Source organism: Deinococcus sp. (assembly GCF_025362455.1).
Lineage (GTDB): Bacteria > Deinococcota > Deinococci > Deinococcales > Deinococcaceae > Deinococcus.
Map to the genome: position 1 here is coordinate 18,323 of NZ_JANYGJ010000030.1, position 23,032 is coordinate 41,354.

At 66.9% G+C, this 23,032-nt stretch carries 20 protein-coding genes and 3 pseudogenes; 16 read left to right on the forward strand and 7 right to left on the reverse strand.

Translation table 11 applies throughout. The features are described 5' to 3' along the window. The first annotated feature begins 309 nt into the window (after positions 1–309). The 4 genes from Q0R23_RS01925 to Q0R23_RS01940 all read left to right on the forward strand — a co-directional run bounded on the left by Q0R23_RS01925 (position 310) and on the right by Q0R23_RS01940 (position 3,263). On the forward strand, positions 310–1,332 hold the full coding sequence (locus tag Q0R23_RS01925; protein WP_293909810.1) for a MoxR family ATPase: 1,023 nt from the start codon (positions 310–312) through the stop codon (positions 1,330–1,332). An 18-nt stretch (positions 1,333–1,350) separates the two neighbouring features. Continuing rightward, on the forward strand, positions 1,351–2,469 hold the full coding sequence (locus tag Q0R23_RS01930; protein WP_293909813.1) for a VWA-like domain-containing protein: 1,119 nt from the start codon (positions 1,351–1,353) through the stop codon (positions 2,467–2,469). 196 nt (positions 2,470–2,665) lie between these two features. Continuing rightward, positions 2,666–2,935: a type II toxin-antitoxin system Phd/YefM family antitoxin gene (locus tag Q0R23_RS01935; protein ID WP_293909816.1), complete on the forward strand. Its 270-nt coding sequence runs from the start codon at positions 2,666–2,668 to the stop codon at positions 2,933–2,935. Further along, a complete protein-coding gene (locus Q0R23_RS01940) occupies positions 2,856–3,263 on the forward strand; it encodes a type II toxin-antitoxin system RelE/ParE family toxin (protein ID WP_293909819.1) in 408 nt (135 codons plus the stop codon). Before Q0R23_RS01935 ends, Q0R23_RS01940 begins: the two co-directional genes overlap by 80 nt. Positions 3,264–3,269: 6 nt before the next feature. Here Q0R23_RS01940 and Q0R23_RS01945 read toward each other — a convergent pair whose 3' ends face one another. Continuing rightward, positions 3,270–3,818 carry an HAD family hydrolase gene (locus tag Q0R23_RS01945; protein ID WP_293909821.1) on the reverse strand — a complete coding sequence of 183 codons (549 nt, stop codon included), beginning with the start codon at positions 3,816–3,818 and terminating at the stop codon, positions 3,270–3,272. A gap of 66 nt (positions 3,819–3,884) precedes the next feature. On the opposite strand from Q0R23_RS01945, the gene Q0R23_RS01950 reads away from it, so the two are divergent. The 3 genes from Q0R23_RS01950 (at position 3,885) to Q0R23_RS01960 (ending at position 7,650) form a co-directional block, all read left to right on the forward strand. Beyond that, positions 3,885–5,303 (forward strand): hypothetical protein, encoded by a 1,419-nt coding sequence (locus tag Q0R23_RS01950; RefSeq protein WP_366520375.1) that lies wholly within the window; start codon positions 3,885–3,887, stop codon positions 5,301–5,303. Between the two features lie 237 nt (positions 5,304–5,540). Beyond that, on the forward strand, positions 5,541–6,581 hold the full coding sequence (locus Q0R23_RS01955) for a glycoside hydrolase family 43 protein (protein WP_293909825.1): 1,041 nt from the start codon (positions 5,541–5,543) through the stop codon (positions 6,579–6,581). Between the two features lie 130 nt (positions 6,582–6,711). Then, positions 6,712–7,650 carry a glycoside hydrolase family 43 protein gene (locus Q0R23_RS01960; RefSeq protein WP_293909827.1) on the forward strand — a complete coding sequence of 313 codons (939 nt, stop codon included), beginning with the start codon at positions 6,712–6,714 and terminating at the stop codon, positions 7,648–7,650. Between the two features lie 3 nt (positions 7,651–7,653). Here the strand turns inward: Q0R23_RS01960 and Q0R23_RS01965 are convergent, their stop codons facing one another. Continuing rightward, a complete protein-coding gene (locus tag Q0R23_RS01965) occupies positions 7,654–11,292 on the reverse strand; it encodes a CHASE domain-containing protein (RefSeq protein ID WP_293909829.1) in 3,639 nt (1,212 codons plus the stop codon). Then, entirely contained in the window at positions 11,289–12,239 is a 951-nt protein-coding gene (gene aroE, locus Q0R23_RS01970) for a shikimate dehydrogenase (protein WP_293909831.1), read from the reverse strand. Before aroE ends, Q0R23_RS01965 begins: the two co-directional genes overlap by 4 nt. Positions 12,240–12,899: 660 nt before the next feature. Between aroE and Q0R23_RS01975 the strand changes: the two are divergent. From Q0R23_RS01975 to Q0R23_RS01990, 4 genes and pseudogenes are all read left to right on the forward strand, one after another. Then, positions 12,900–13,574 (forward strand): annotated as a pseudogene (locus Q0R23_RS01975) (PhoH family protein); the annotation flags it as partial. Between the two features lie 489 nt (positions 13,575–14,063). Further along, positions 14,064–14,414, forward strand: a pseudogene (locus tag Q0R23_RS01980) (LAGLIDADG family homing endonuclease); the annotation flags it as partial. A 270-nt stretch (positions 14,415–14,684) separates the two neighbouring features. Continuing rightward, positions 14,685–15,047 (forward strand): annotated as a pseudogene (locus Q0R23_RS01985) (PhoH family protein); the annotation flags it as partial. An 83-nt stretch (positions 15,048–15,130) separates the two neighbouring features. Next, on the forward strand, positions 15,131–15,319 hold the full coding sequence (locus tag Q0R23_RS01990) for a hypothetical protein (RefSeq protein WP_293909833.1): 189 nt from the start codon (positions 15,131–15,133) through the stop codon (positions 15,317–15,319). Between the two features lie 274 nt (positions 15,320–15,593). Here Q0R23_RS01990 and Q0R23_RS01995 read toward each other — a convergent pair whose 3' ends face one another. The 4 genes from Q0R23_RS01995 to Q0R23_RS02010 all read right to left on the reverse strand — a co-directional run bounded on the left by Q0R23_RS01995 (position 15,594) and on the right by Q0R23_RS02010 (position 18,295). Further along, positions 15,594–16,103 carry a hypothetical protein gene (locus Q0R23_RS01995; protein ID WP_293909834.1) on the reverse strand — a complete coding sequence of 170 codons (510 nt, stop codon included), beginning with the start codon at positions 16,101–16,103 and terminating at the stop codon, positions 15,594–15,596. Positions 16,104–16,149: 46 nt separating this feature from the next. Further along, the gene (locus Q0R23_RS02000; RefSeq protein WP_293909836.1) at positions 16,150–16,662 is read right to left on the reverse strand and encodes a hypothetical protein; all 513 of its coding nucleotides are present in this window, start codon (positions 16,660–16,662) and stop codon (positions 16,150–16,152) included. A gap of 44 nt (positions 16,663–16,706) precedes the next feature. Then, positions 16,707–17,546, reverse strand: a complete 840-nt coding sequence (locus Q0R23_RS02005) for an HAD family hydrolase (RefSeq protein ID WP_293909838.1) — start codon at positions 17,544–17,546, stop codon at positions 16,707–16,709. Between the two features lie 149 nt (positions 17,547–17,695). Beyond that, positions 17,696–18,295, reverse strand: coding sequence for a CAP domain-containing protein (locus tag Q0R23_RS02010; RefSeq protein WP_293909840.1), 600 nt, complete (start codon positions 18,293–18,295; stop codon positions 17,696–17,698). A gap of 682 nt (positions 18,296–18,977) precedes the next feature. On the opposite strand from Q0R23_RS02010, the gene trmFO reads away from it, so the two are divergent. From trmFO to accC, 5 genes are all read left to right on the forward strand, one after another. Beyond that, the gene (gene trmFO / locus Q0R23_RS02015; RefSeq protein ID WP_293909842.1) at positions 18,978–20,387 is read left to right on the forward strand and encodes a methylenetetrahydrofolate--tRNA-(uracil(54)-C(5))-methyltransferase (FADH(2)-oxidizing) TrmFO; all 1,410 of its coding nucleotides are present in this window, start codon (positions 18,978–18,980) and stop codon (positions 20,385–20,387) included. 7 nt (positions 20,388–20,394) lie between these two features. After that, entirely contained in the window at positions 20,395–20,556 is a 162-nt protein-coding gene (locus Q0R23_RS02020) for a hypothetical protein (RefSeq protein WP_293909844.1), read from the forward strand. A gap of 4 nt (positions 20,557–20,560) precedes the next feature. Then, positions 20,561–20,800: a hypothetical protein gene (locus Q0R23_RS02025; RefSeq protein ID WP_293909846.1), complete on the forward strand. Its 240-nt coding sequence runs from the start codon at positions 20,561–20,563 to the stop codon at positions 20,798–20,800. Between the two features lie 236 nt (positions 20,801–21,036). Beyond that, the gene (gene accB, locus Q0R23_RS02030; RefSeq protein WP_293909848.1) at positions 21,037–21,558 is read left to right on the forward strand and encodes an acetyl-CoA carboxylase biotin carboxyl carrier protein; all 522 of its coding nucleotides are present in this window, start codon (positions 21,037–21,039) and stop codon (positions 21,556–21,558) included. A 137-nt stretch (positions 21,559–21,695) separates the two neighbouring features. Beyond that, positions 21,696–23,032 (forward strand): acetyl-CoA carboxylase biotin carboxylase subunit (gene accC, locus Q0R23_RS02035; protein WP_293909850.1); only part of this gene is annotated, 1,337 nt, incomplete at its 3' end.

Genomic DNA, 23,032 nt, shown 5'->3' on the forward strand with positions numbered 1-23,032 from the left:
GGACTGAAAGAATGGCGTGCATGGGGCGGGTTTGCTGCCTGGTCGCCCCCTCTGTAAGCAGGTCTGCGACTCACCCGCAGGGGGCGACTTGTAAAGCTCCGAAGGAGAGAGGTCAACAGCTTCACGCTTTGACATCGAACAGTCAGAACGATTCTGTCGTCAACGCCCTCCCAGCCTGTCCCAAGCAAAACGGTATTCATCCCCCACCCCCACCGTGCCCTCCGCCCCACCCCTCGCAACTCCCAGGCGCTAGGCTCGTAGTTACCTTGCGGCCCCACTCACGGCGCCGCGCCCCGGAGGAAGACCCCCTTGACCCTGACCCCTGTTGAGCTGCACCGTTACCTCACCGCCCTCGTCGAGCAGGCATTGCCGCTGTCCACCATGATCTGGGGGCCGCCCGGCGTGGGCAAATCGAGCATCGTGGCGCAGATCGCCCGTGCCAACAATCTGGAGTTCGTGGACGTGCGCCTCTCGCAGCTCGCGCCGACCGACCTGCGCGGCCTGCCAGTGGCCGACAGCGACGGACACGGCGGCGGGGTGTCCAAGTGGTATCCGCCGGAGTTTCTGCCGACGGGTGGCCGGGGCATTTTGTTCCTCGATGAAGTCAACATGGCTCCGCCCACCATGCAGGGCATGGCCCAGCAGCTCATTCTGGACCGCAAGGTGGGCAGCTACGACCTGCCGCCGCACTGGTTCGTGTGGGCGGCGGGCAACCGCAAGGAGGACCGCGCCAGCGTCTTCGACATGCCCGCGCCGCTGGCCAACCGCTTTCTGCACCTGACCGTGCGGAGCGACTTCGATTCCTGGCGCAGCTACGCCCTGGGGAGGGGGCTGCACGAGCAGATTCTGGCCTTCCTGACCTTCCGGCCTGAGCTGCTGCACCGCCTGGACAGCACCCAACCGGCCTGGCCCAGCCCCCGCGCCTGGGAGATGGCGTCTACGCTGCACCGCGCCGGGCTCGACATCGCCCCGGCCATCGGCGAGGCGGCGGGCGCCGAGTTCATGGCCTTCGTGCGCCTGTACGAGCAGCTCCCCGACCTGGGTGAAGTGCTCAGCGGCGGCGGGCTGGGACTGCGGCTGCCGCCCGAACCCAGCGTGCGCTACGCCGTCGTGGTGGGCCTGGCTGCCCGCGCCGCCAATGCCGCCGAGGGCTACGCGGCCTTTCGCTGGCTGGCGAACGGGGCCGGGCCGGAGTGGCTGCAACTGTATGTGGCGACGCTGGTCAGCAAGTTCCAGGCGCTGGGCCACCTGGCCGATCTGGTCGAGCTGATGGAGCGCGACCCCGAACTGGCCGGGCTGGTCGGCAGCGCCGCCGAGCTGGCCAACGCGTGACACTGATCTGGATGGCCTGTGGCCCCACCTGACCCCGCCTTCGAGCGCCTGGTCTCCGGGTCGCGGCTGAGGCTGCGCGGCAAGAGCGCTTTTTTCGCCACGCTGCTGCTGCACGCCGAGATCGTGCCGAGCCGGGAAGTGCCGCTGGCCGCCACCGACGGCGAGCGGGTCTATGTCAACCCGGAGAACGCCAGCCAGCTCAGCCCCGACGCCTTCGACGGGCTGCTGCTGCACGAGGTTCTGCACGCCGCCCTCTCACACCTGCCCCGGCGCGGGCCGCGTGAGAAGGCCAAGTGGAACCGCGCCGCCAACCTGATCGTCAACGGCATGGTCGCCCAGGCCGGGCTGCCGCTGACCGAGGGGTCCAGGCGCGACGAGCATCTGGAGCAGCTCAGCGTGGAAGAGGTCTACGTTTCCCTTCAGGACGACGGTGACGGCGACGAGAACGAGAACGACCTCCTCGACGGGCCGCCGTCCGACGCGCCGCCCAAAGGCAAGCGACCCGGCGACGCAGCCAAGCGGCAATGGGACCAGGCCCTGGCCCAGGCCCGCAGCGTCGAGGCCATGACGGGCAAAGGCACCGATCCGCTGGGCCTGCACCGCGAACTCCGGCGCCTGGAGAGCGCCCGGCTCGACTGGAAATCGCAACTGTGGCGCTTTCTGGCGCGAACTCCGGTAGATTTCGGCGGCTTCGATAGGCGCTTCGTGGGCCGGGGCCTGTATTTGGAGGCGCTGGACGACGAGAGCCTCCAGGCCCTGATCGCGGTGGACACCTCCGGCAGCGTAGACGACGAGGCGGTGCGCGCCCTGATCGCGGAGGTGCAGGGCGTGCTGGGCGCGTATCCACACGTCAAGGCCACGCTTTATTACGCCGACACCGAAGCGTATGGCCCCTACGAGCTGCGCCCCGGCGACGACATCCCTGCGCCCCAGGGCGGCGGCGGCACCGATTTCAAGCCGGTCTTCGAGAAGGCCGAGGCCGCCGAACCGGACGTGATTATTTACCTGACGGACGGGTACGGCGATTTCCCGGTGAGCGCCCCGCGTGCGCCCACGCTGTGGGTCGTGCCACCCGGCGGGCTGGAAGACAGCGGCTTTCCGTTCGGGGACGTGCTGAGGCTGGAGGACGGGCAGTAGGGGGCGGGACGTGGGGAGTGAGAAGACTCATACAATGTATATTTTGTACAACATGTACATTGAGTTGAGACGCAGCTCGGCCTGCGTTTCGATTTCAGAATATCCTCTCCCGACTTTTGCTACCACAGCCGTTCGCTGTGATCGAGGCACGACATGGAACAGCGATTGACCTCATCCTCCATGCAGAAGGTGAACAGTGAGCGCCAAAGGTAAAATCAGTGCCAGCGAGGTGCGGGCTGCCTTCAACGATGTCATCAACCGCGTCAGCTACGGCCACGAACGGGTAACGATCACCCGCAACGGCAAACCGGCGGCAGTTCTCGTCAGCGTCGAAGATCTGGAACTGCTCGAACGCCTCGAAGATGCTTACTGGGGAATGGTAGCAAGTGAGCGACTCGAAGAAAGCAAAGCCGAAGGCGCCGCTCCCAGACGCTGGCGAGACATCAAGACCGAGCGAGGACTCTGAAACCGAGCTGATACCGACGGTCGAGATTCAGTTTGATTCGGCAGCCGAAAAAGACCTGGGTAAGATCGGCAACGCTAAGCACCTGCGCCAGATCAGCCAGAAGCTCGACGATCTCGAACGCGACCCCAAGCCTGCCGACGCCAAAGCCATCCGGGGCCAGCATTTCAGGGCGAAAGGTTGGAATTTCTTCCGGGTCGATGTCGGTGAGTACCGCATCGTCTACGACCTGGACGAGCAGAGCAATGTCCTGACGGTCGTGACTATCGCCGTGATCGCCGCCCGCAACGACAGCAAGGTCTACAAGCTGATGGAACGCCGGTTTGGCTGAGGCAGGTCAGGACTCGACTCTGCCTCGCCACCCCCGCTTCTCCAATCGTCGCAGGTCCGGTTCGCCCACGATGGACACCAGATACGCTGCCAGCTTCAGCAACTCGTCGTCCTCCGGGTCGCCCATCCACTCGCTGACCCGCACCAGATGGCCGTAGCCGCTGGCGTAATTCGCAGGTTGATCGTCGACGGCCAGAATCCGATCTCGTGGGTAATGCTCCCGTATCCAGCCGACTTTGAACTTGCGGGCCGGTTTGCGAAAGCTGTAGCTACCGTCTTCCTCCCGCCTGACGGTGCAGTGCCCCCGGTGCCAAAGAAACACAGCGGCGGAGGCGAGATCGTAACTTGTATGGGCGTGAAGCTGGGTCAGCCCCTCGCGCATCCAGTCCTCGCTCGCCGCCGTCCAGACGGCCAGATCGTAGTGGGCCGAGACGCCTTCCAGAAACTCGCGCAGGTGCGGGCGCAGCAGCAGGCGCAGGCCGCCGGGCGCAGTAGAATCAGGAACGCCGCACCACAACGTTTCGTCGAGGTCGAGAACCAGCAGGGGGCGGGGCAAGGTGGAGTCAGTGTATCCGGGCGGCGAACGCCTTTGCCCCCTCCCCGCTCCCCTAGAATGCCCCCCATGACCTTCGACTCCGCCACTCGCCCTCTCCCGGACGCTCAGGCGGCGTTGGCGGCAGCTCAGGGACCGCGCGCCACCGCCGAGCTGCTGAGTTCGCTGGCGACCCACCCCGACGCCGGAGTCCGCGCCGCCGTCGCCCGGCATCCCAACACGCCGCCGCACACGCTGGGACTGCTGGCCGAGAGACACCCCACAGAGGTGCTGACCAACCCGGCGCTGACCCTGCTGCGCCTGGCCCACCCGCACCTGCTCTCCGAGTTTCCGGATATGGGCGTGGCCGCGCTGGCCGCCCTGCCCGCAGCGCCGGAATGGGTGCAGGACGCTGCCATGCGCCACGAGAGCGTGAACGCCGTGCTGGCCGTCGCCCGGCGCAACGTGCTCAGCGAGGCCAAGGTGCGGATGCTGGCCGAAAGTGCGTTGTGGCAGGTGCGCGAGGCCGCCGCCCAGCGCCCGGACCTGCCTGCCGACCTGCTGGGACGGCTCGCCAGCGACGACGACTACGACGTCCGCAAGGCGGTGGCGCTGCGCCCAGACGTGCCGGACAGCCTGCTCGAAGGTCTGGCCCACGACACCCACAGCATGGTCAGATCGCACCTGGCCCGGCGCCTCGATCTGCCGCTGAAGCTGATTCTGCAACTGGCGACCGACGAGGAGGCCGACGTGCTCTCGGCGCTGGCCCGGCGCATGGACCTGCCCCACAGCGTGCGCGAGGCACTGATGGCCTCGGCAGTCGAGGGCGTGCGGGCCGCGACCCTGCAAGCCTGGGCGGTACCGGAGACCTGGCTGCGGCTGGCCGAACACGACGATGACCCCGAAGTCCGCGCCGCGCTGGCCCGGCGGCCCCATCTGAGCGCCGACACCCTGCTGAGACTGGCCGACGACGAGTCCGAGACCGTGCGGCGTGCCCTGCTGGAACGCGATGACCTGCCCGACGAGGCCGTGACGCGGCTGGCCCGCTCTCCGGAGCAGGACATCCGGCTGCATGTGGCCAGTGCCCTGAAGCTGCCAGGCACCACGCTGGACGTGCTGATGCGCGACACAGACCCTGCCGTGCGAACGGTGCTGGCCGTGCGGCCCGATCTGGGCGAGGCGCGGCTACTGCACCTGTGCCGCGACGAGAACCCGGAGGTGCGCCGCGCTGCGGCGCTGGGCGAGGGCGCAGGCCCCGACGTGCTCAAATTGCTGTGCTTGGATACGAACGCCGGGGTCCGCCGCACCGCCGCGCTGCATCCGGAGCTGATCGAGGCGCAACTCGCCACCCTGAGCGCCGACCCCGACGCCGGGGTGCGCCTGAACGTGGCCAGCCGCTTCGAGCTGCCGGAGAGACTGCGCCAGATGCTGAGCGCCGATCCGGAACCGGTGGTCGCCCAGGAAGCCCGCCGCCCGGAGCGCAGCGGGGATCACCTGCTGCGGCCCTGACGTCCGGATCAGGGCGGACACCAGGGCGAGTCCGGCTTTTGTTTAGAGCAGATGTCATAAAAAGACCCTTTTTATGACCGAGCGGAGCGAGTAGTTTTGACTGAGCAGGACGCAGAATGGAGGCGCGGGGAGGCTGTTTTCCCCGTGGCGTAATTCGGAGTACTGCTCTAGGGGATGTTCATCGTTCAGCTCGCAGTAGGGCCTACCCTGAACGCAGGACGAATGCGGGAAATGAAGGTGCAACGAATTCGTTTAAAATTGGCGCTGCTGGCACTGGGCAGCAGCCTGAGTCTGGGCGGCCTGGTGCTGGCCGGGGGCGCTGGCCCGGTCAGGAGCACCGCCAGCCCAATAGCCAGCGCCGCCGCCACCTTTAGCAACCCGGTCATAGAGAGCGATTTCGCCGACCCCGAACTGCTGCGGGTGGGCAAAACCTACTACGCCTACAGCACCAATGCGGGCGGCGTGGACGTGCCGGTGTCGAGTTCCGGCGATCTGGTCAACTGGCAGGCGCTGGGCAACGCCCTGCCGGTGCTGCCGAAGTGGGCCAGCGGCGGCAACACCTGGGCGCCCTCGGTGATGGCGGTCGCGGGCGGCTACCGGCTGTACTTCACCGCCCGGCACGTAGGCAGCGGGCGCCAGTGCATCGGCGTGGCGGCCTCGAAGGCGCCCACCGGGCCGTTCGTCAGCGCCTCTGCCGCACCGCTGGTCTGTCAGCTCAGCGAGGGCGGCAGCATCGATGCCCAGGGCTTTACCGACGCGGGCGGTCAGCACTACCTGTACTGGAAGGGCGACGGCAACTGCTGCAACCTGCTGACCGGGCTGTGGGTCCAGCGCCTGTCACCTGACGGTCTGACGCTGAGCGGCAAACCGACGGATCTGCTCTACAACGGTGCGCTGTGGGAGGGCAATCTGATCGAGGCGCCCAGCGTCTACCGCCGCGCCGGGAAGTACTACCTGTTCTACTCGGCGGCGGCCTGGGACAGCGACACCTACGCGGTGGGCTACGCGGTGGGCAACTCACCCAGCGGGCCGTTCAAGAAGTCGGCGAATAACCCGCTGCTGGTCAGCCAGGGCGAGGTCGCCGGGCCGGGTGGACAGGGCGTCATCGAGGACGCCGGGGGCGCGAGCTGGATGTACTACCACGCCTGGAAGGCCGGTGAGGTCGGCTACACCACCGGCGGCGTGAGGTCCCTGCGGCTCGATCCGCTGAAGTGGACGAACGGGGTGCCGTCCGTCAAGGCCACCACCCGGCCCCAGCTCGCTCCGGCACGGCCCTGAAGGTGAAGTGCCCTCAGAGCCTCAAGCCGAGCTGAAGACGGGCCGGGCTGCCCAGGGCTATCCTTTACCGGATAGCCCTTTTGCTAGATTCTCAGGTCCAATCTGTTTCGTTGCCCCGCAGGAGCCGCCCTTGACCACCTACACCAACCCCGTCTTCCCCGATTATTTCGCTGATCCCTTCGTGCTGGAGCACGGCGGCACTTACTACGCCTACGGCACGGCGCCGGGGCCAGGCGGGGTCTTTCCGCTGCTGACCTCACCCGACCTGACCACCTGGACGGCTGCCGGGCGAGTGCTCGCGCCGCTCACGGAGGGCGGCTGGACCGATTACTGGGCGCCGGAAGTGGCGCACCATCAGGGCCGCTTTTACCTGTACTACTCGGCGGGCCGGGGCGATCAGGGCCACCATCTGCGAGTGGCGGTCTCGGATCACCCGGCTGGCCCCTTCATCGATCAGGAACTGGTGCTGACGCCGGAGCTGAGTTTCGCCATCGACCCCAGCCCGTTTCGGGACGAGGACGGCCAGTGGTACCTCTACTACGCCACCGACGTGCTGGAGGGTGAGCGGGTCGGCACCTCGCTGGTCGTGCAGCGCCTGGCAGACATGGTGCGCCTGGAGGGCGAAAGGCACACCGTCCTGCGGCCCAGCCAGGACTGGCAGATCTATCAGCGCAGCCGCAGCATCTACGGCGCCGAGCACGACTGGCACACCCTGGAAGGCCCCTGCGTAGTGAAGCGCTCAGGGCGTTATTACTGCTTTTATTCGGGCGGCGCCTGGACCAATCCCAGCTACGGCGTGTCATATGCCGCAGCGTCCTCGCCGCTGGGACCGTGGACCGAGCCGCACCAAGGCGGCCCGGCCATCCTCAGCACGGTGCCGGGGCACGTCACCGGGCCGGGGCACAATTCGCTGGTTCGCACGCCTGCGGGTCAGGACGTGCTGGTCTACCACGCCTGGGACGTGGCCCAGACCGCCCGGCGGCTGTGTCTGGACCGGCTGGAGTGGACCCCGGACGGCCCCCGGTTGACCGGCCCGACCTGGACGCCGCAGCCGGGCTTCGGGCACTGAAAGTCAGTCGCCCGGTTCCTGAGACAGCAGCGGCTCCGGGGGCGCGGGCTCGGCAGACACTTCGGCTGCAAACACTTCGGCTGCGGGCACTTCGGCTGCGGGCACTTCGGCTTCAGGCGACTTGACGTAGGACGGCAGGCTGACGAAGAAGGCCGCGCCCTGCCCCAGCTCGCTCTCGGCCCAGACGCGCCCGCCGTGCCGGGTCACGATGCGCCGGACGTTGGCCAGGCCGATGCCGGAGCCCTCGAACTCCTCGGCGCGGTGCAGGCGCTGGAAGACCCCGAACAGCTTGTCGGCGTAGCGCGGATCGAAGCCCACACCGTTGTCGCGCACCTCCAGCACCACGTCCTGAGCCTCGGTGCGGGCACTCACGGTGATACGGGGCGGCGTGGCCCCGGCGCTGTACTTGACGGCATTACCCAGCAGATTGAGCAGCACCTGGCGCAGCAGCGAGGCGTCGCCGCAGACCGAGGGCAGCTCAGCGACGTCCCACTGGGCCGCCTGACCCGGCGCCGCCAGTCGCAGCTCGGCGATCACCTCCTGCACCAGACCGGAGAGCGGCACCTCGGCCTCGCGCAGCTCCTGGCGGCCCATGCGCGAGAACTCCAGCAGGTCGTCGATCAGTTGGCCCATGCGGGTGGCCGCGTCGGTGATGATGCCCATGTAGCGCTGCCCGCGCACGCTGACGCTGCTGCCCGCGTCTTTTTGCAGCAGCTCGGCAAAGCCGACGATGTGCCGCAGCGGCGTGCGCAGGTCGTGGCTGACGCTGTAGCTGAAGGCTTCGAGTTCGCTGTTGGCCTCTTCCAGCTCGCCCGTGCGCAGCCTGACGCGCTCCTCAAGCGAGGCGTTGAGGTCGCGCAACGCCTCCTGGGCTTCGCGGACCCGGCGCGAGAGCTGGGCGCTGCCCAGGGCCACGCTCAGGCGGCTGGACAACTCCTGGGCCAGTTCCAGATCGCGGTCGCGCAGCGGCTGCCGGAAGCCCAGCGCCAGCACCGCGCCGGGTTGCTGGGATGTGGGTTGCTGGGGTGTGGGTTGCTGGGGTGTGGGTTGCTGCTCACCAGACTGCCCGGCGCCCCCGCGCAGTGGGGTCAACAGCAGGCCCGACAGATTGCTGCCGTGCAGCACCTCGCCTTCCAGAACCACGGGCACTGGAGTATTCAGCGCCGAACTACCCAGCGCCAAACTACCCAGCGCCGAGCCATCCAGCGCCTGGTCGATTCCGGCGCTGACCTCCGGGCGCGAGAGCAGGCTCAGCTCGCGCACGTGACCGCGCGCCTGGCTGATGGGCGAGAACAGTTCGCCGCCCACCGAGCGCACCCACAGCGCCGAGAAGGAGGTGAAGCGCTCGTTCATCAGGCTCAGGGCCATGCGCAGGCCCGGCACCCCGCTCCCCTGCCCACTTCCCTGCACACCGCCCTGAAACGGATCCTCACCGCCGACCAGGGCGCCGCCGATGGCCGCCAGCAGCCGGGCGCTCCACTCGGCGTAGACCTGATCGTCGATGTCGGTGCTGGTGCCTACCCATTCGGTGAGTTGGCCCTGGGCGCCGCGAATGGCCTCGCTGCGGGTCACGAAGGTGTGGTAGCCGCCCTCCTGGCCCAGCAATCGGTGCTCGAATTCAAAACGCTCGCCGCGCTCACGGGCCTGCGCCCAGCGCAGCGCGAATTCAGGGCGGTCGTCCGGGTGCAGCGCCTCCAGAAAGCCGCCCTCGGCCCGCGCCGGACCCACGTAATCGTGCCATCTTCGGTTGAAGTAGGTCACCTCACCGTCTGCCCCGGCCAGCCAGACGAGCTGCGGCATGCCTTCGAGCACGCCCTGGGCGCGTTCCTCGTTGTGCAGCGCATTTCGCTCAGCCTGAAGGCGGTCATGAATATCGCTGGCCGAAAACACCCACTCGCTGACCTGCCCGGCGGCGTCGGTGATCGGGGCGCCCACCAGGTTGAAATAGCGGTAGTGCTCGCCCACCCGCAGGCGTAGTTCGGTGGCCAGCAGCCGGGCCTGGGCCTGCGAACGTGCCCAGACGTCATCCAGCGCGGCGCGGTCGTCCGGGTGCAGCTCGGTGTCAAACAGCGCCTCGCCGAAGGTCTGGGCGTAACGGGCGTTGCGGTACAGCGTTTCACCGGTCTGGTCGACCACCCACAGCGGGTAGGGCACGGCTTCGAGCACGCCCTGGTAGCGCCGCTCACCGGCCTGGAGCGCCTGCTGAGCGGCCACCCTGGCACTGATATCGTGGATGACCTCCAGCGAGCCGATGACCTCACCGCCCTCGCCGAGCACGGTGCTGCGCTGCATCTCGCCGTAAAACGTGGAGCCGCTTTTGCGGCGGTACAGGGTGCTGACGCGCCCCTCACGGCTGCCGATCCCACTGCCGCCGCCCGCACCAGGCTCCCGAAGATCCGGCAGCGCCCCGGCGTGCAGCGCACTGATATGTTGACCGCGCAGCTCCTGGGGGCTGTAGCCGAACTGCCCCTGCACGGCGTCGTTGGCGTACAGCACCAGGCCGCCCGTGTCGGTGAAGACGGCGGTGTCCTGCATGGCCCGGAACATCGCCTCCAACTCGGCGCGGGCCCGCTCCAGGCTGGAGCGCGAGAGTGCCAGCGAGGCGCTGATCTCCTCGGCCCGGCGCCGGGCGTTGACCTGAGCCCTGAGCGACAGGTAGGCAAAAGTGGCGACCAGCGCCCCGACCAGCAGCACCAGCCAGGGCGCCGGGGCGGCCCAGTCGCGGCCAAAACTCGCAGGGGCGCTGCTGGTCACCAGCCAGCTTCGTCCGGCCACCGGCAAACGGATGCTGGAGGTATACGCGGCGTCGGGCAGGTTCTGGCCGTAGAGCACACCGCCCCCGCCAGTGCTGCTGCTGTCGCTGATCTGCACCCGGAGGCCCGCGCCGGACACGTTGAGCCCGGTCTCGCTGGCCAGCGAGGCCATCAGGTCGCTCAGGCGCAGCGCCATGCAGATATAGCCGTAGAGCGCCTTGCCGCGCCAGATCGGCAGGTACACGATGACGGCGGGCTGGGGCGGGCGACCCGCGTCCTGCACCAGTTGCAGCGGCTCGGTCACGGCAGGCTGGTCGCTGAGGCGGGCCCGGTCGAGGGCGGCGCGGCGCTGGGATTCGCTGTACATGTCAAAGCCCACGGCGACGCGGTTGACGGCGCTGAGCGGCTCGATGTAGGTGATCGGCACCTGAACGCCGCCCGGCGCCGTCGTGAGCGCCGGGCGCACCCTGAAATTCGGCAGCCCCCGGCGCTGGTCGTCCTCGAAGGTGCTCAGCAGCTCCGGCGTGACCCAGCGGGCGAAGGTCAGGTTGAGGGTGCCGGGCAGTCTGCGGGCCACGTCGAGGTCGGCGACGTAGCGCCCGAAGGCCGCCCGGTCGATGTCGCTGCCGGTGCTCCACAGGGCGCGGGCGGCGAACAGCACGTTGACGTAGCTGTCCAGGCGGCGGGTGAGTTGGGCATCAAAATCCAGCACCTCGCGCTCGAAGCGGGCCCGCTGCTGGGCCGCCACGAAGTAGGCGCTCAGCCCTGCCAGCCCCGCCGAGAGCAGCAGCACGGCGCTCAGCACCAGCAGCGGCGTGAGCGGCCTGTCCACCGCGCCCGGCGCTCCCCGCAGGCGGCGGCCCGCTCCAGGCGTCCGGGGAGGCGTCACGGCCCACCCGATCCGGACTCAGGAGACGCGGACTCTGAAAACGCGGCGCCCGCCCGTTCCAGCGCCTCAAAGAACACGCTGGCCTGCGGCTGGCAGCCGGTCCAGGCGATAAAGGCCAGCCGGGCCTGGTGGGCCAGCATCCCCAGGCCGTTCTCGGCGCGCAGTCCGGCGGCGCAGGCCTGAAGCATCAGCCGGGTGATGGGCGGGGCGTACACCATGTCGTAGATGAGGGTATCGGCGTTCAGGCAGCCAAAGTCGAGGCCCGGCAGCGGTGTCTGGTCGGGCTCGCCCAGGCCCGCGCTGGAGGCGTTGACGATCAGCCCGACCTCGCGCCAGGGCACCTCAGCGATGTCGGCGGCCACCACCCTGACGTCCGAGTCGGCCCAGGCGCCCGCCAGCTCCTGCGCCCTGGCCCGCGTCCGGTTGACCAGGTAAACGTGCCTGCCCAGTCCGGCGCCCAGCGCGTAGACCGCCGCCCGCGCCGCGCCGCCCGCGCCCAGCACCACGGCGGCGGGATATTCACCGCCTGCGCCGTAGCCTAGATCGGCCAGCGCCTGAAGCAGTCCCGGCGCGTCGGTGTTCTCGCCGCGCAGCAGCCCGCCCCTACGGACGACAGTATTGACCGCCCCGATGCGCTGCGCGGCGGCGCTGAGGGTGTCCAGCAGCGGCAGGGCGGCTTCCTTGTGCGGAATGGTCAGGTTGGCGCCCAGCACGCCGGGCAGCCGCAGGGTCTGGAGGGCGGCGCCCAGCTCGGCGGGCCGGACCTGCCGGGCCTGGTAGACGCCATTCAGGCCGCAGGCCGCGAAGGCCGCGTTGTGCATGGCCGGTGAGCGGGTATGGAGCACCGGATCAGCGAACAGATAAGCGCTCAGCGGCGTCTGCGAGCCCTCAGCGTGTGGGTGTTCAGGTTGTGTGTGCCCCACTTCCGTGTGTCCATCGCCGTTCAAACGCGTTCCCTCCGTACGTCTCAGTATCGCACCCGCGTCAGGTGCCGGATAGCGCGACGTTTGAAAATCTCCCTCTCAGCCGACCGTCAAGTGAGGAGCGGTCAGGCTGGGCAACTTGGCTTAAGCCAGAAAGCGCTCGGCGCGGCGCGGCGTGTCTGGCAAAATGATGGTCTGGCAAAATGATGGTCTGGCAAGATGATGGTCTGGCAGGGTACAGGCAGGTCGGCAGCGCAATTGACCCGACTCGAAGCATTCAGCACGGCGGCGTCCAGCACAGCACGTCTCCACACGGCTCAACTCAACATGACCCCGCTCCATACAGTCAAGGTCGGCACAGTCCAGGTCGGCACAGTTCGGAGCAACGCAGTCCAAATCGACGCATTCCAAATAAACCCAAATCGACGCATTCCGAATAAACACAGTCCAGGCCGAAACAATGTAGACCAGCGCACGGCCCGGCCTGGTCCGGTGGCGGAAAATAAGGGATCAGAACGCCTGACTGCCCCTCTTCCCTCCTGCCTCGCGCCGGGGGGAATTTTGCCGTCCGGACGGTGTTGTGACTTCCCGCCTGTGAGCCGAACCCGACCCAATCCCAAGCTCTCTCTATCCGCGCCCCCTGATCTCCACACCTTCGCCTCACACTCAAGCGCCGCAGGAGCCATTTTGAACGAACAGACCCTGATTACCGCCCAGATCATCCTGACCTCACCGGAGGAGGCGCTCAAGCTGCTCGGCGCCGGAGACGTGAATCTGCGCCGGATGCGCGAGCGGACCCCGGTGCGCATCACCGCTCGCGGCGACACCATCAGCCTGTCGGGCGCCGACGCCGCGCAGGTGGCCGCCGCCGAACGGATGGTCAAGGACGCGCTGGGCCTGGTTCGCTCCGGCAGCGAGGTCACGCCCGAAGCGGTGGACCGCATCTCGAACCTGGGCGGCGAGGGCCGCAGCCTCAGCGCCGAGACCAGCGGCGCGCCAACCCTGCCGCGTGGCCTGCGCCCCAAAACGCCCGGCCAGAGCGTCTACCTGGAGAAGATCGAGCGCAGCGACATCACCTTCGGCATCGGCCCGGCGGGCACCGGCAAGACCTACCTGGCGGTGGCGATGGCGGTCAACGCGCTCAAGGCCAAAAAGGTCAAGCGCATTATCCTGACGCGCCCGGCGGTGGAAGCGGGCGAGAAGCTGGGCTTTTTGCCGGGCGACCTCCAGGCCAAGATCGACCCGTACCTGCGCCCACTCTATGACGCGCTCTACGACATGCTCGATCAGGAGAAGTTCGAGTCGTATCTGACCAGTGGAGTGATTGAAGTGGCGCCTCTGGCATTCATGCGTGGCCGCGCCCAGCCGCTGAACACTCAGGTGCTGACCCCGCTGGGCTGGCGCGAGATGGGTAGTCTGGAGGTCGGTGACCACGTGATCGGCTCGGATGGGCAGCCGACCCGCATGCTGGGCGTTTATCCGCAGGGCGAGAAGGACAGTTACCGGGTGACGTTCAGCGACGGCAGCAACGTGCTGTGCTGCGAGGAGCACCTCTGGACCGTCAGCACACCGTCCGACAAGCGGCGGGGCAAGCCGGGCCGGGTGCTGGAAACGCGGCAGATGATCGGCAATCTCAAGTCGGCGCACCAGTTCCGCTACGAAATTCCGGTGCTCAGCGCTCCGGCTCAGATGGCGGCCCAGCCGGTGCCGCTAGACCCCTACGCGCTGGGGCTGCTGCTGGGCGACGGCTGCACGACCTGCACCACCACGCCCAGCTTCGCCACCGCCGACACCGAACTGGCTCAGGCACTCGAAGCGGCGCTCAATCCTGCACAGACGGCCCCAGTGATGGCGCTCGCTCACAAGGGCGGCTACGACTACACCCTGCGCCACACGGCGGGCGGGCGCGGTGGCCTGCGAATCGCCAACCCGGTGACCACGGCGCTGCGTGAGCTGAAGCTAGACGGCAAGACCTCACCGCAGAAATTCGTGCCCGAAGTGTACAAGAACAATACCCCGGAGGTGCGCCTGGCCGTGCTTCAGGGGCTGCTCGACACCGACGGTGGACCGGTGACTCAGGCTGGACGGACCAGCCGGATTCAGTACAGCTCCACCTCGGCCCAGCTCGCTGCCGACGTGACCGAACTAGTGCAGTCGCTGGGCGGCACGGCGCGGCTCCACGTCCGGGCGGCGGAGGGCCGTCAGCCGGGTCTGGCCAACGGTCTGACGGTCGTTCACCGCCACGACGCTCATATTCTCGATATTCGTCTGCCCGCGCACATCCAGCCGTTCCGGTTGACGCGCAAGGCGCAGCGCTACACCGCCTCGCGTGCGGACCGCAACGGGGGCGGGCGACCCATGCGCCATATCGTCAGCATAAAGAAGGTGGGCCGCGAGCCGATGCAGTGCATCCGGGTAGCGGCTGCCGACGCCCTGTACGTGACCGAGCAGTATATCGTGACCCACAACACGCTCAACGACGCCTTCGTTATCTTAGACGAGGCCCAGAACACCACAGGTGAGCAGATGAAGATGTTTCTCACTCGCATGGGCTTTAGCAGCAAAGTCGTTGTTACAGGTGACGTGACGCAGATCGATCTGCCGCGCCACATCACCAGCGGCCTGGCGATTTCCAAGCGGGTGCTGGGCGAGATCGAGGGCATCGCCTGGCACGAATTTACCGATGTTGACGTGGTGCGTCACCCGCTGGTGGGCAAGATCATCCGGGCCTACGAGGCGCTGGAAAATGCCGAGGCGGACCGCCAGGCGGCCCGGCGCGGCGACCTCAAGAGCATCTCGGAGAACGATCAGGTCGGGCCAGACAGCAGGTAATTGCCAGACACATGAAGACCGCGCTCCGAAACGCTCAATCTCCGGTCAAGGCTGCTGGGCGCTGACAGGCTTAGGCTGGGGCCATGACCAAACCCTACGGCATCGACCCCGGCCAGCCGGAAGAGCAAACCCCGCCGCAGAGGCTGCCCACCGCGCCGGAAGACGCCCGCGAAAAGGGTCTGGACGGCCACGACGTCGAGCTGATCGGCAGCATGGTGACCTCCGACCCGCCCAGCAGCAACATGGGCGAGAGCGAGGAAGATCAGCAGTAGACGCGAGCATGAATGATCCGGCCAGTCGAACATACTTCTCGACGGGCCGGATTTGTCTGTGAGCCGGACCCTTCGACCAGCATCCGGTTGTCACGCCGAGCCTGCCGGAGCGTCCCCAAGGCGTCCGAGCGAACGCGGCGAGCGTAACAGGGCCTTCTTCGGCTTACTGGCAGGGTTCCCGGCCACGTTAAACCCTTCGCTGCGTTCAGGATGACAACTCCGGGGCCATCTTGCTCAGCGACCCAGCAACTGGAATTCACCACTTCCTCGCGCTTCACGGCTTCGGCGGCGTCACGGGTGTAGGGATTACGTAGACCGGTACGGACGTTTCGCCAGTCGGCGTGGTCGTCGGCGTGGTCGTCACCTGGGCGCCTGCCGGGGCGCTGGCTTCAGCCTTTTTGAGTTTCAGCGTAAACAGCAGCAGCTTCGTTCTGAGATTCCCGTCCAGCGTTCCGCCCTGCAAGCGTGCCGAGATGGTGCCTGCCGTGCTGCGGCCCTGAGTGAGCGTCAGGTCGATGGTGCCGCCGCGTGAATCGTAGGGCCGGAAGGTGCCGGTGGCGGTATAGATATTGCGGTTGCTCAGGCGGGTCAGCACGCCGTCAGCGCGGCCCGTGCGGCCTGAGACGTTGAGCAGCAGTTCGTAGGGCGCAGGAAACGGCCCCAGGCTGGCGCTGCCGGAATAGGTGCCAGACAGGGCGGCGTAGGGATCGGGCCTGGCACTCTGCGAGGGCACACAGGCGCTGAGTCCGAGGGCGAGCGGCAGGAGCATCCAGGCGTTACGCATGGCGGCAGGCTACCCGCGTCTCATGAAGCCTGGCTGACGCGGCGGGTCAGGGCAACGCTATGGCCGTCTGGTCCTCGCTGCGGTCACGCTCCAAAGTAATCCCGAAGGCGCTGACCCGTCCGAGCTGATCGAAGCCCATGCTCAGCGCCCAGATAATCTGCGGGGCCTTCTCGAAGGTGGCGCTGCGCACGTAATAGGTGGCCCCGGACTGCATGAAGGTCTTTTCAGCCACCAGTTCCTTCTGGGCGCCGAACTGCTCCACGCCGGTCTTGCGGTACTCGGTAAAGCCCGCCAGGTCGCCGTACTGGGCCTTGACATCCGGGGTAAAGGCCGCCCACAGCCTGCCCAGTTTGACCGCGTAAAACTCAGTCAGCAGGGTGCGGGCCCGCATCTGGATGATCTGCTCGGCGGCGCTCTGCTTGACGCTGGCCGGAGTTTTCACCTGAGCAGTTGTGGCCTGAACAGTTGTGGCCTGGATGGCCGCCGCCAGCGTACCGGACGACGAGGTGACGAGAAACAGTGAGCCCAGCAGCAGCAGGCCGCGCAGTGTGAGATTCATGCTCAAGAATAGGACTGCTGCAAGGCGGGCGACTGTAGCAAAAGTTAGGCGGAGTCCGGCCCGCCCAGCACCGGCTCGCCCAGCAGACGCTCGATCACCAGCGCCACGCCGTCCTCGTCGTTGCTGGCGGTGACCTCGCGTGCGGCGGCTCTGACCTCCGGCTCACTGTTGCCCATCGCCACGCCGCGCCCGGCCCAGGCCAGCATCTCCAAGTCGTTGAGCGCGTCTCCGAAGGCCAGTACCTCGGTTCGGTCAATGCCCAGATGCGTGCATAAATGAGCCAGTCCCCGTGCCTTGCTGACGCCCTCGGCCATGATTTCCAGAAATGGGGCGCCGCTGTGGGTGAGTGCAAAGCCGGTGAGCTTCAGCGCCTGCACCTCGGCCAGCAGCTCGCGGGGCGTGAGTCGGGCATGGCGCACGATGAATTTGAGGCTGGGCTCGGCGCAGACGGCTTCGAGGCTGTGAGCACCCATCTCGGCAGGCTGCCGCCCGTGATCGTTGAAACGGGCCAGTTCGGCGTAGCCTGCCTGAGCAAGAAAGACCGCGCCGCGCTCGCGCACGCTGGCGAACAGGGCACCGGGAACACGGGCGGTGAGCGCCGCCGTCAGCGCTCGTTGCGCCGCCACCTCCAGGTGAGACTCGAACAGCGATTCATTCCGGCTCAGATGCAGGCCCAGGGCGCCGTTGCTGCACACGGCGTACTCGGTGAATGGACTGTTCTCGTCGCCACTATAAACACTGTGCGGCTGCCTGGCCGTCACGGGCACGACTTCTATTCCAGCGGCGCGGGCGGCGTCCAGTGCCCGGCGGTTCCTGGGGCTGATCTTCCCGGCAGAGTTCAGCAAGGTGCCGTCGAGGTCGGTGGCGATCAGGCGAATGGGCATGGAAGAAGTATGGCGCCGGAAGGTGGGCCGTCGAGGGCACGGACAGCTCCGCCCCACAGCAAGGCGCCGGAGAGGTCTCCCCCATCCGGCGCGTCGTGCTTACTGGTCGATGTGTTCTTGCTCGACTTGCTTCTGGTCAAGTGCTTCGCTCAGCGGGTGCCGAACTCCTGGGTGGCGTAGGTGCCGTAGGTGGTGCCCGGCTTGGAGACGAACGCCGCGCCCAGGTCTTTGAAGTTCGGGTCCATCAGCGTCTTGCAGTGGGAGGGGCTGCTCAGCCAGCCAGCCACGACCTCGCTCGCCGCGTATCCGGCGATGATGTTCTCACCCAGGGTCTTGTAGTTGGTGTACCCGGCGGCGCGGTCGCGGGTCTCCAGGGTCGAGCCGTTCAGGCCGTCGTGGCTGAAGTAGTTGTGGTCGGCCATGTCCTGGGTGTGGGCGCGGGCCGACCCGGCCAGGGCCGCGTTCCAGCTCAGGGGCGTGGTGGCCTTGAAGTTCACGCCGCCGCAGTTGTGCGACTCGGCGCGGGCCAGGTTGGTCTTGTTCAGGATCATGCTCTCGTCGGCGCTCAGGCCCTGGGCGGCGGTGTTCGGGCTCACGCTCTGCGCGGCGTCGGTGTTGTTGCCGGTGTTGGCGGTGGCGCTGCCGATGTTGGTCGGGAGGCCGAGGAGGGTGTTGCCGCCGCAGGAGGTCAGGGCGAAGGCGAAGAGCGAACCGGCAGCGATCAGGGTCAGGGTGCGGGTGCGAATCATGGTGGTCTCCTGGGGGTGAGAGGCTTGGTGGGGTGCTTGCCTGGTGGGTCGCGCCTGCTGAACTTTCGCCTGCTGAACTTCTTGAACGGAGTCTAGAATTCACTCCCGCACGGCCCCCTCAACCCCGCGAACATGAAGACGCCTGGTCGCCCGTCGGTTCTGACAGAACTTGTAGACGCCCTTCCAGACGCTGTATTCAGAATCACCAGATTCAGGTACAGGCGCAAAGATGAAGGTCTCGCTTCAAAACACGGGCAAAACGACGCTTGCCGCTCCCCGGCGCGGACTCTTTCTCATAAATCTGGCAGTGACAACTTCTCGGCAACACGGGCCAGAGCAGCGCCCAGCCGACGGTTCCAGGGTTGTAAGACGCGCAGTCATGAAGTTGACAGACCTCGGCAACAGGCCAACGCCCAGCAGATTTGTGAAAAATTCGGCATTTTTGCAGGGAGACACTTCACCGCCCGCGATTCCGTCCAGCAGGCACCTTCGCCCTACAAGCCACATCCCACATCCCACTACCGACAGACCGCCGCCGAGGCTCTAGAGCAGACGTCATAAAAAGGGTCTTTTTATGACCGAGCGGAGCGAGTAGTTTTAACTGAGCAGGACGCAGAATGGAGGCGCGGGGAGGCTGTTTTCCCCGTGGCGTAATTCGGAGTACTGCTCTAGACTGCCCCCTATGACGACTCTCATCCCCTTCATCACCGTGATCGGCGCGGGCCTGGCCGGTTCCGAGGCCGCGCTGGCCGCCGCCCGGCTGGGCGTTCACGTTCACCTCTACGAGATGCGGCCCGTCAAGATGACCCCGGCGCACCGCAGCGGCAATTTCGCCGAACTGGTGTGCAGCAATTCATTGGGCGGCCAGGGCGAGTTGCAGGCCAAGGGGCTGCTGCAAAGCGAGATGCGCTCGGTGGGCAGCGCCGTGATGCAGGCCGCCGACGCCTCGCGCCTGCCCGCCGGGGGCGCCCTGGCCGTCGAGCGCGAGGGCTTTTCCGAGCGGATGACGGGCGCCGTGCGCTCGCACCCGAACATCACCGTCCACGGCGAGGAGGTCACCGGGTTGCCGGAAGGGTACACGGTGATCGCCACCGGCCCGCTGACCGCCGAGGCACTGGCCGCCGAGTTGACAAAGCTGACCGGCGAGGATCAACTGGCCTTCTACGACGCCGCCGCGCCGGTCATCGCCTTTGAGAGCATCGACATGGAGGTGGCGTTTAGGGCCGGGCGCTACGAGCAGAGTGCGGACTACATCAACTGCCCGATGACCAGGGAGCAGTACGAGGCGTTCTACGCGGCGCTGGAAACCGCCCGCAGCCACACCCCGCACGACTGGGAAAAGCTGGAATTCTTCGAGGGCTGCATGCCCATCGAGGAGATCGCCCGCCGGGGCAAGGAGACCCCGCGTTTCGGCCCCATGAAACCGCGTGGCCTGACCGATCCGCGCACAGGCCGCTGGCCCTACGCCGCCGTGCAACTGCGCCAGGAGGATCAGGAAGGCCGGATGTGGTCGCTGGTCGGCTTCCAGACCGGGCTGAAATGGGGCGACCAGAAGGCGGTGGTGCAGCTCATTCCGGGCCTGGAAAACGCCGAGATTCTGCGCTACGGCGTGATGCACCGCAACACCTACCTCAACGCGCCGCGCGTGCTGGACGCCGCCCTGGAGCTGAGAGATCGGCCCGGAACCTTCGTGGCGGGCGTGCTGGCGGGCACCGAGGGCTACCTGGAATCGGCGGCGACCGGCTGGCTGGCCGGAACCAACGCCGCGCGCGCCGCGCTGGGCCTGGGCAAACTGGTGCCGCCCCAGGAGAGCATGCTCGGCGGCCTGACCCGCTACCTGGAGAGCGCCAACCCCAAGAATTTCCAGCCGATGAACGTCAACTGGGCGCTGGTGCCGGAGATTCCCGCGACTGACCCGATTTATGCCGGAGGCCGCAAGAAGCTGGGCAAGCGCGAGAAACGGCCCGTGATGTACCGGCGCGGCCTGGGCGCCTTCGTAGACTGGGCGCAGGACGCGGGGATGGACGTGACGCTGCCGCCTGAGCCGGTGACCGTACTGGGTGAGGAAACCCTGGTGGCTGCGCCCGCGTAAGGTAAGCATGAGCATTATTTTGAGCTTTCTGGGCGAGCTGTTCTTCGAGTTTTTTGTCTGCGTCGTGATGGACGGCCTCAGAGAAAGTCTGTTTCACAGGCGCGACCAGCGTGGGCCGGATGCCCTGAGAAGGCAGCGGCTGGCAAGGCGCCCGCAGGGCCGACGTTAAGGTCATGGACGACCTCATCGCCTGGCTGCTCGGTGCCATCGTCAATCTCGTCTGGGACGCCGTAGCAGGCAAGGAGAGCGAGCAGGCAGTCGTCACCCAGGCCCGAAAAACAGACGGGGCCAGCATGCGGGCGGCGCGGCTCGACCTGTATGGTGCGAGCCTGGCTGGTGGGAGCGCTGGCATGAATGTCCACCGCCGCTCCAGCCAGCGTCCGAGGCACCGACCACCGACGAGGAGAAGATGAGCTTCATCGACACTGTGGTCAATTTCTGGTGGGCCGATTTTTCGTGAAGGTCGTCTGGGACAGACTGGTCAACCTGTTCCGAGGACGGCAGGTGACCCGGCCTGATCCCAGAGAGAAGTACCGCTCCCCGCGCCGTAACGGAAGATAGCGCCGCCGAGCCGGTACAATCTCCTTGCTGAGAAACAAGGTCTGGTTTGCTGTCTGCGCTGGCGCCTTGTTGCCCTGGAGGAAATACGGTGAACCCCGAAGACCTGAAAAAGATGCTGGACGCCCTGAGCGTCGCCGATGTGCGCGAATTTACCCTCAAGACCGGCGAGTTCGACCTGAGCCTCCGGCGCGGCCCGCAGGCCATGCAGGGCGCTCCGGCTGGCCCGGCGCCGATTGCTCCCCTGGCCCCCATGCAGACGGCTGCCCCGTCCAGCCCGGCTCAGGCGACGGCGCCCAGCCAGTCGGTCAGCGACCCAATCACCCCGGAGGCCGCCCCCAGTGCAGCACCAGCGGCGCCCAGTCCGACCAAAGCCACCGGCACGCCGCTGAAAGCGCCCATCGTGGGCACGTTTTACCTCAGCAGCAGCCCGGACGCGCCCGCGTTCGTCAAGGTCGGTGACCGGGTGGAGGCGGGCCAGGTGCTGTGCATCATCGAGGCCATGAAGCTGATGAACGAGATCGAGGCCGAGACCGCTGGCACCGTCCGCGAGATCCTGGTCAAGAACGCCGAGCCCGTCGAGTACGGCCAGACGCTATTCCTGATCGAGTAGGTACGAGATGAAAAAAGTACGGAGTGAAAAGAAGTACGGAGTACTGAGAAAGGTCATTTCCACCGTCTCCCTTCTTCCTCAGTACTCGTCACTCCGTACTCGTTCCCTGAGCCTCCCGCTGGTTTGAAGGAAGTGGCATGTTCAAAAAGATACTCATAGCCAACCGGGGTGAGATCGCCCTGCGGATCATGCGCACCGCCCGCGAGCTGGGCATTCAGACCGTGGTGGTCTACTCCCAGGCCGACGAGCGCAGCCTGCCGGTGCTGCTGGCCGACGAATCGGTGTGCGTCGGTCCCGCCGCCAGCAATGCCAGCTACCTGAATATCCCCAACATCCTGTCCGCCGCCCTGATGACTGGCGCCGAGGCGATCCATCCCGGCTACGGCTTCATGGCCGAGAATCCCGACTTCGCCGAGATGTGCCGTGAACACGGGATCGTGTTCATCGGCCCGACGCCCGAAAGTATGCGGGCGCTGGGGTCCAAGGCGGGCGGGCGCGAGATCGCGGCCCTGAGCAACGTGCCAGTCGTGCCGGGAACCGGCGTGCTCGGCGGCGTGGACGAGGCGCTACTCTCGGCCAAACAGCTCGGCTACCCGGTGCTGCTCAAGGCCAGCGCGGGCGGCGGTGGGCGCGGTCAGAAAGTGGTGCGGACCCAGGACGAACTGGGGGCCGCCTTCGGGCAGGCCCAGGAGGAAGCGCGGCTGTATTTCGGCGACCCCGCCATCATCATGGAAAAGTTCCTCGAAGAGTTCCGGCATATCGAGGTGCAGGTCATCGGCGACGGGCAGGGGCAGGTCCTGCACATCGGCGAGCGCGACTGCTCCATTCAGCGCCGCAACCAGAAGCTGATCGAGGAGGCGCCCAGCACCCTGCCCGCCGCGCTGCGCCAGGAGATTCTGGACGCGGGCGTGCGGCTGGCCAAGCACGTCAACTACGCCGGGGCGGGCACGCTGGAATTCATCGTGGACCGTGACGGGGGATTTTATTTCATGGAGATGAACACCCGCATCCAGGTCGAGCACTGCGTCTCCGAGATGATCTCTGGCCTGGATTTCGTGAAGTTGCAGCTTCAGATCGCGGCGGGCGAGGGGCTGACGTTGCAGCAAGAGGACATCACGCTGCGCGGACACGCCATCGAATGCCGCCTGAACGCCGAGGACCCCGACAAGGATTTTCGTCCGGCGGCGGGCAAGATCGAGGAGGTGTTGTTCGCGGGCGGGCCGGGCGTGCGGGTGGATTCGCACATCTACGAGGGCTACGTCATCCCGCCGCACTACGACAGCCTGATCGGCAAACTGATCGTCTGGCACGAGAGCCGTGAACAGGCCATCAGCCGCATGAAACGCGCCCTTCAGGAAACGGCCATCGGCGGGCCGAAAACGACCATCCCGCTGTATATCCGCATCATGGACAACCCCTTTTACAAACGCGGCGCCGTCATGACCAACTTCCTGAAAACCCGCATGGAGATGTA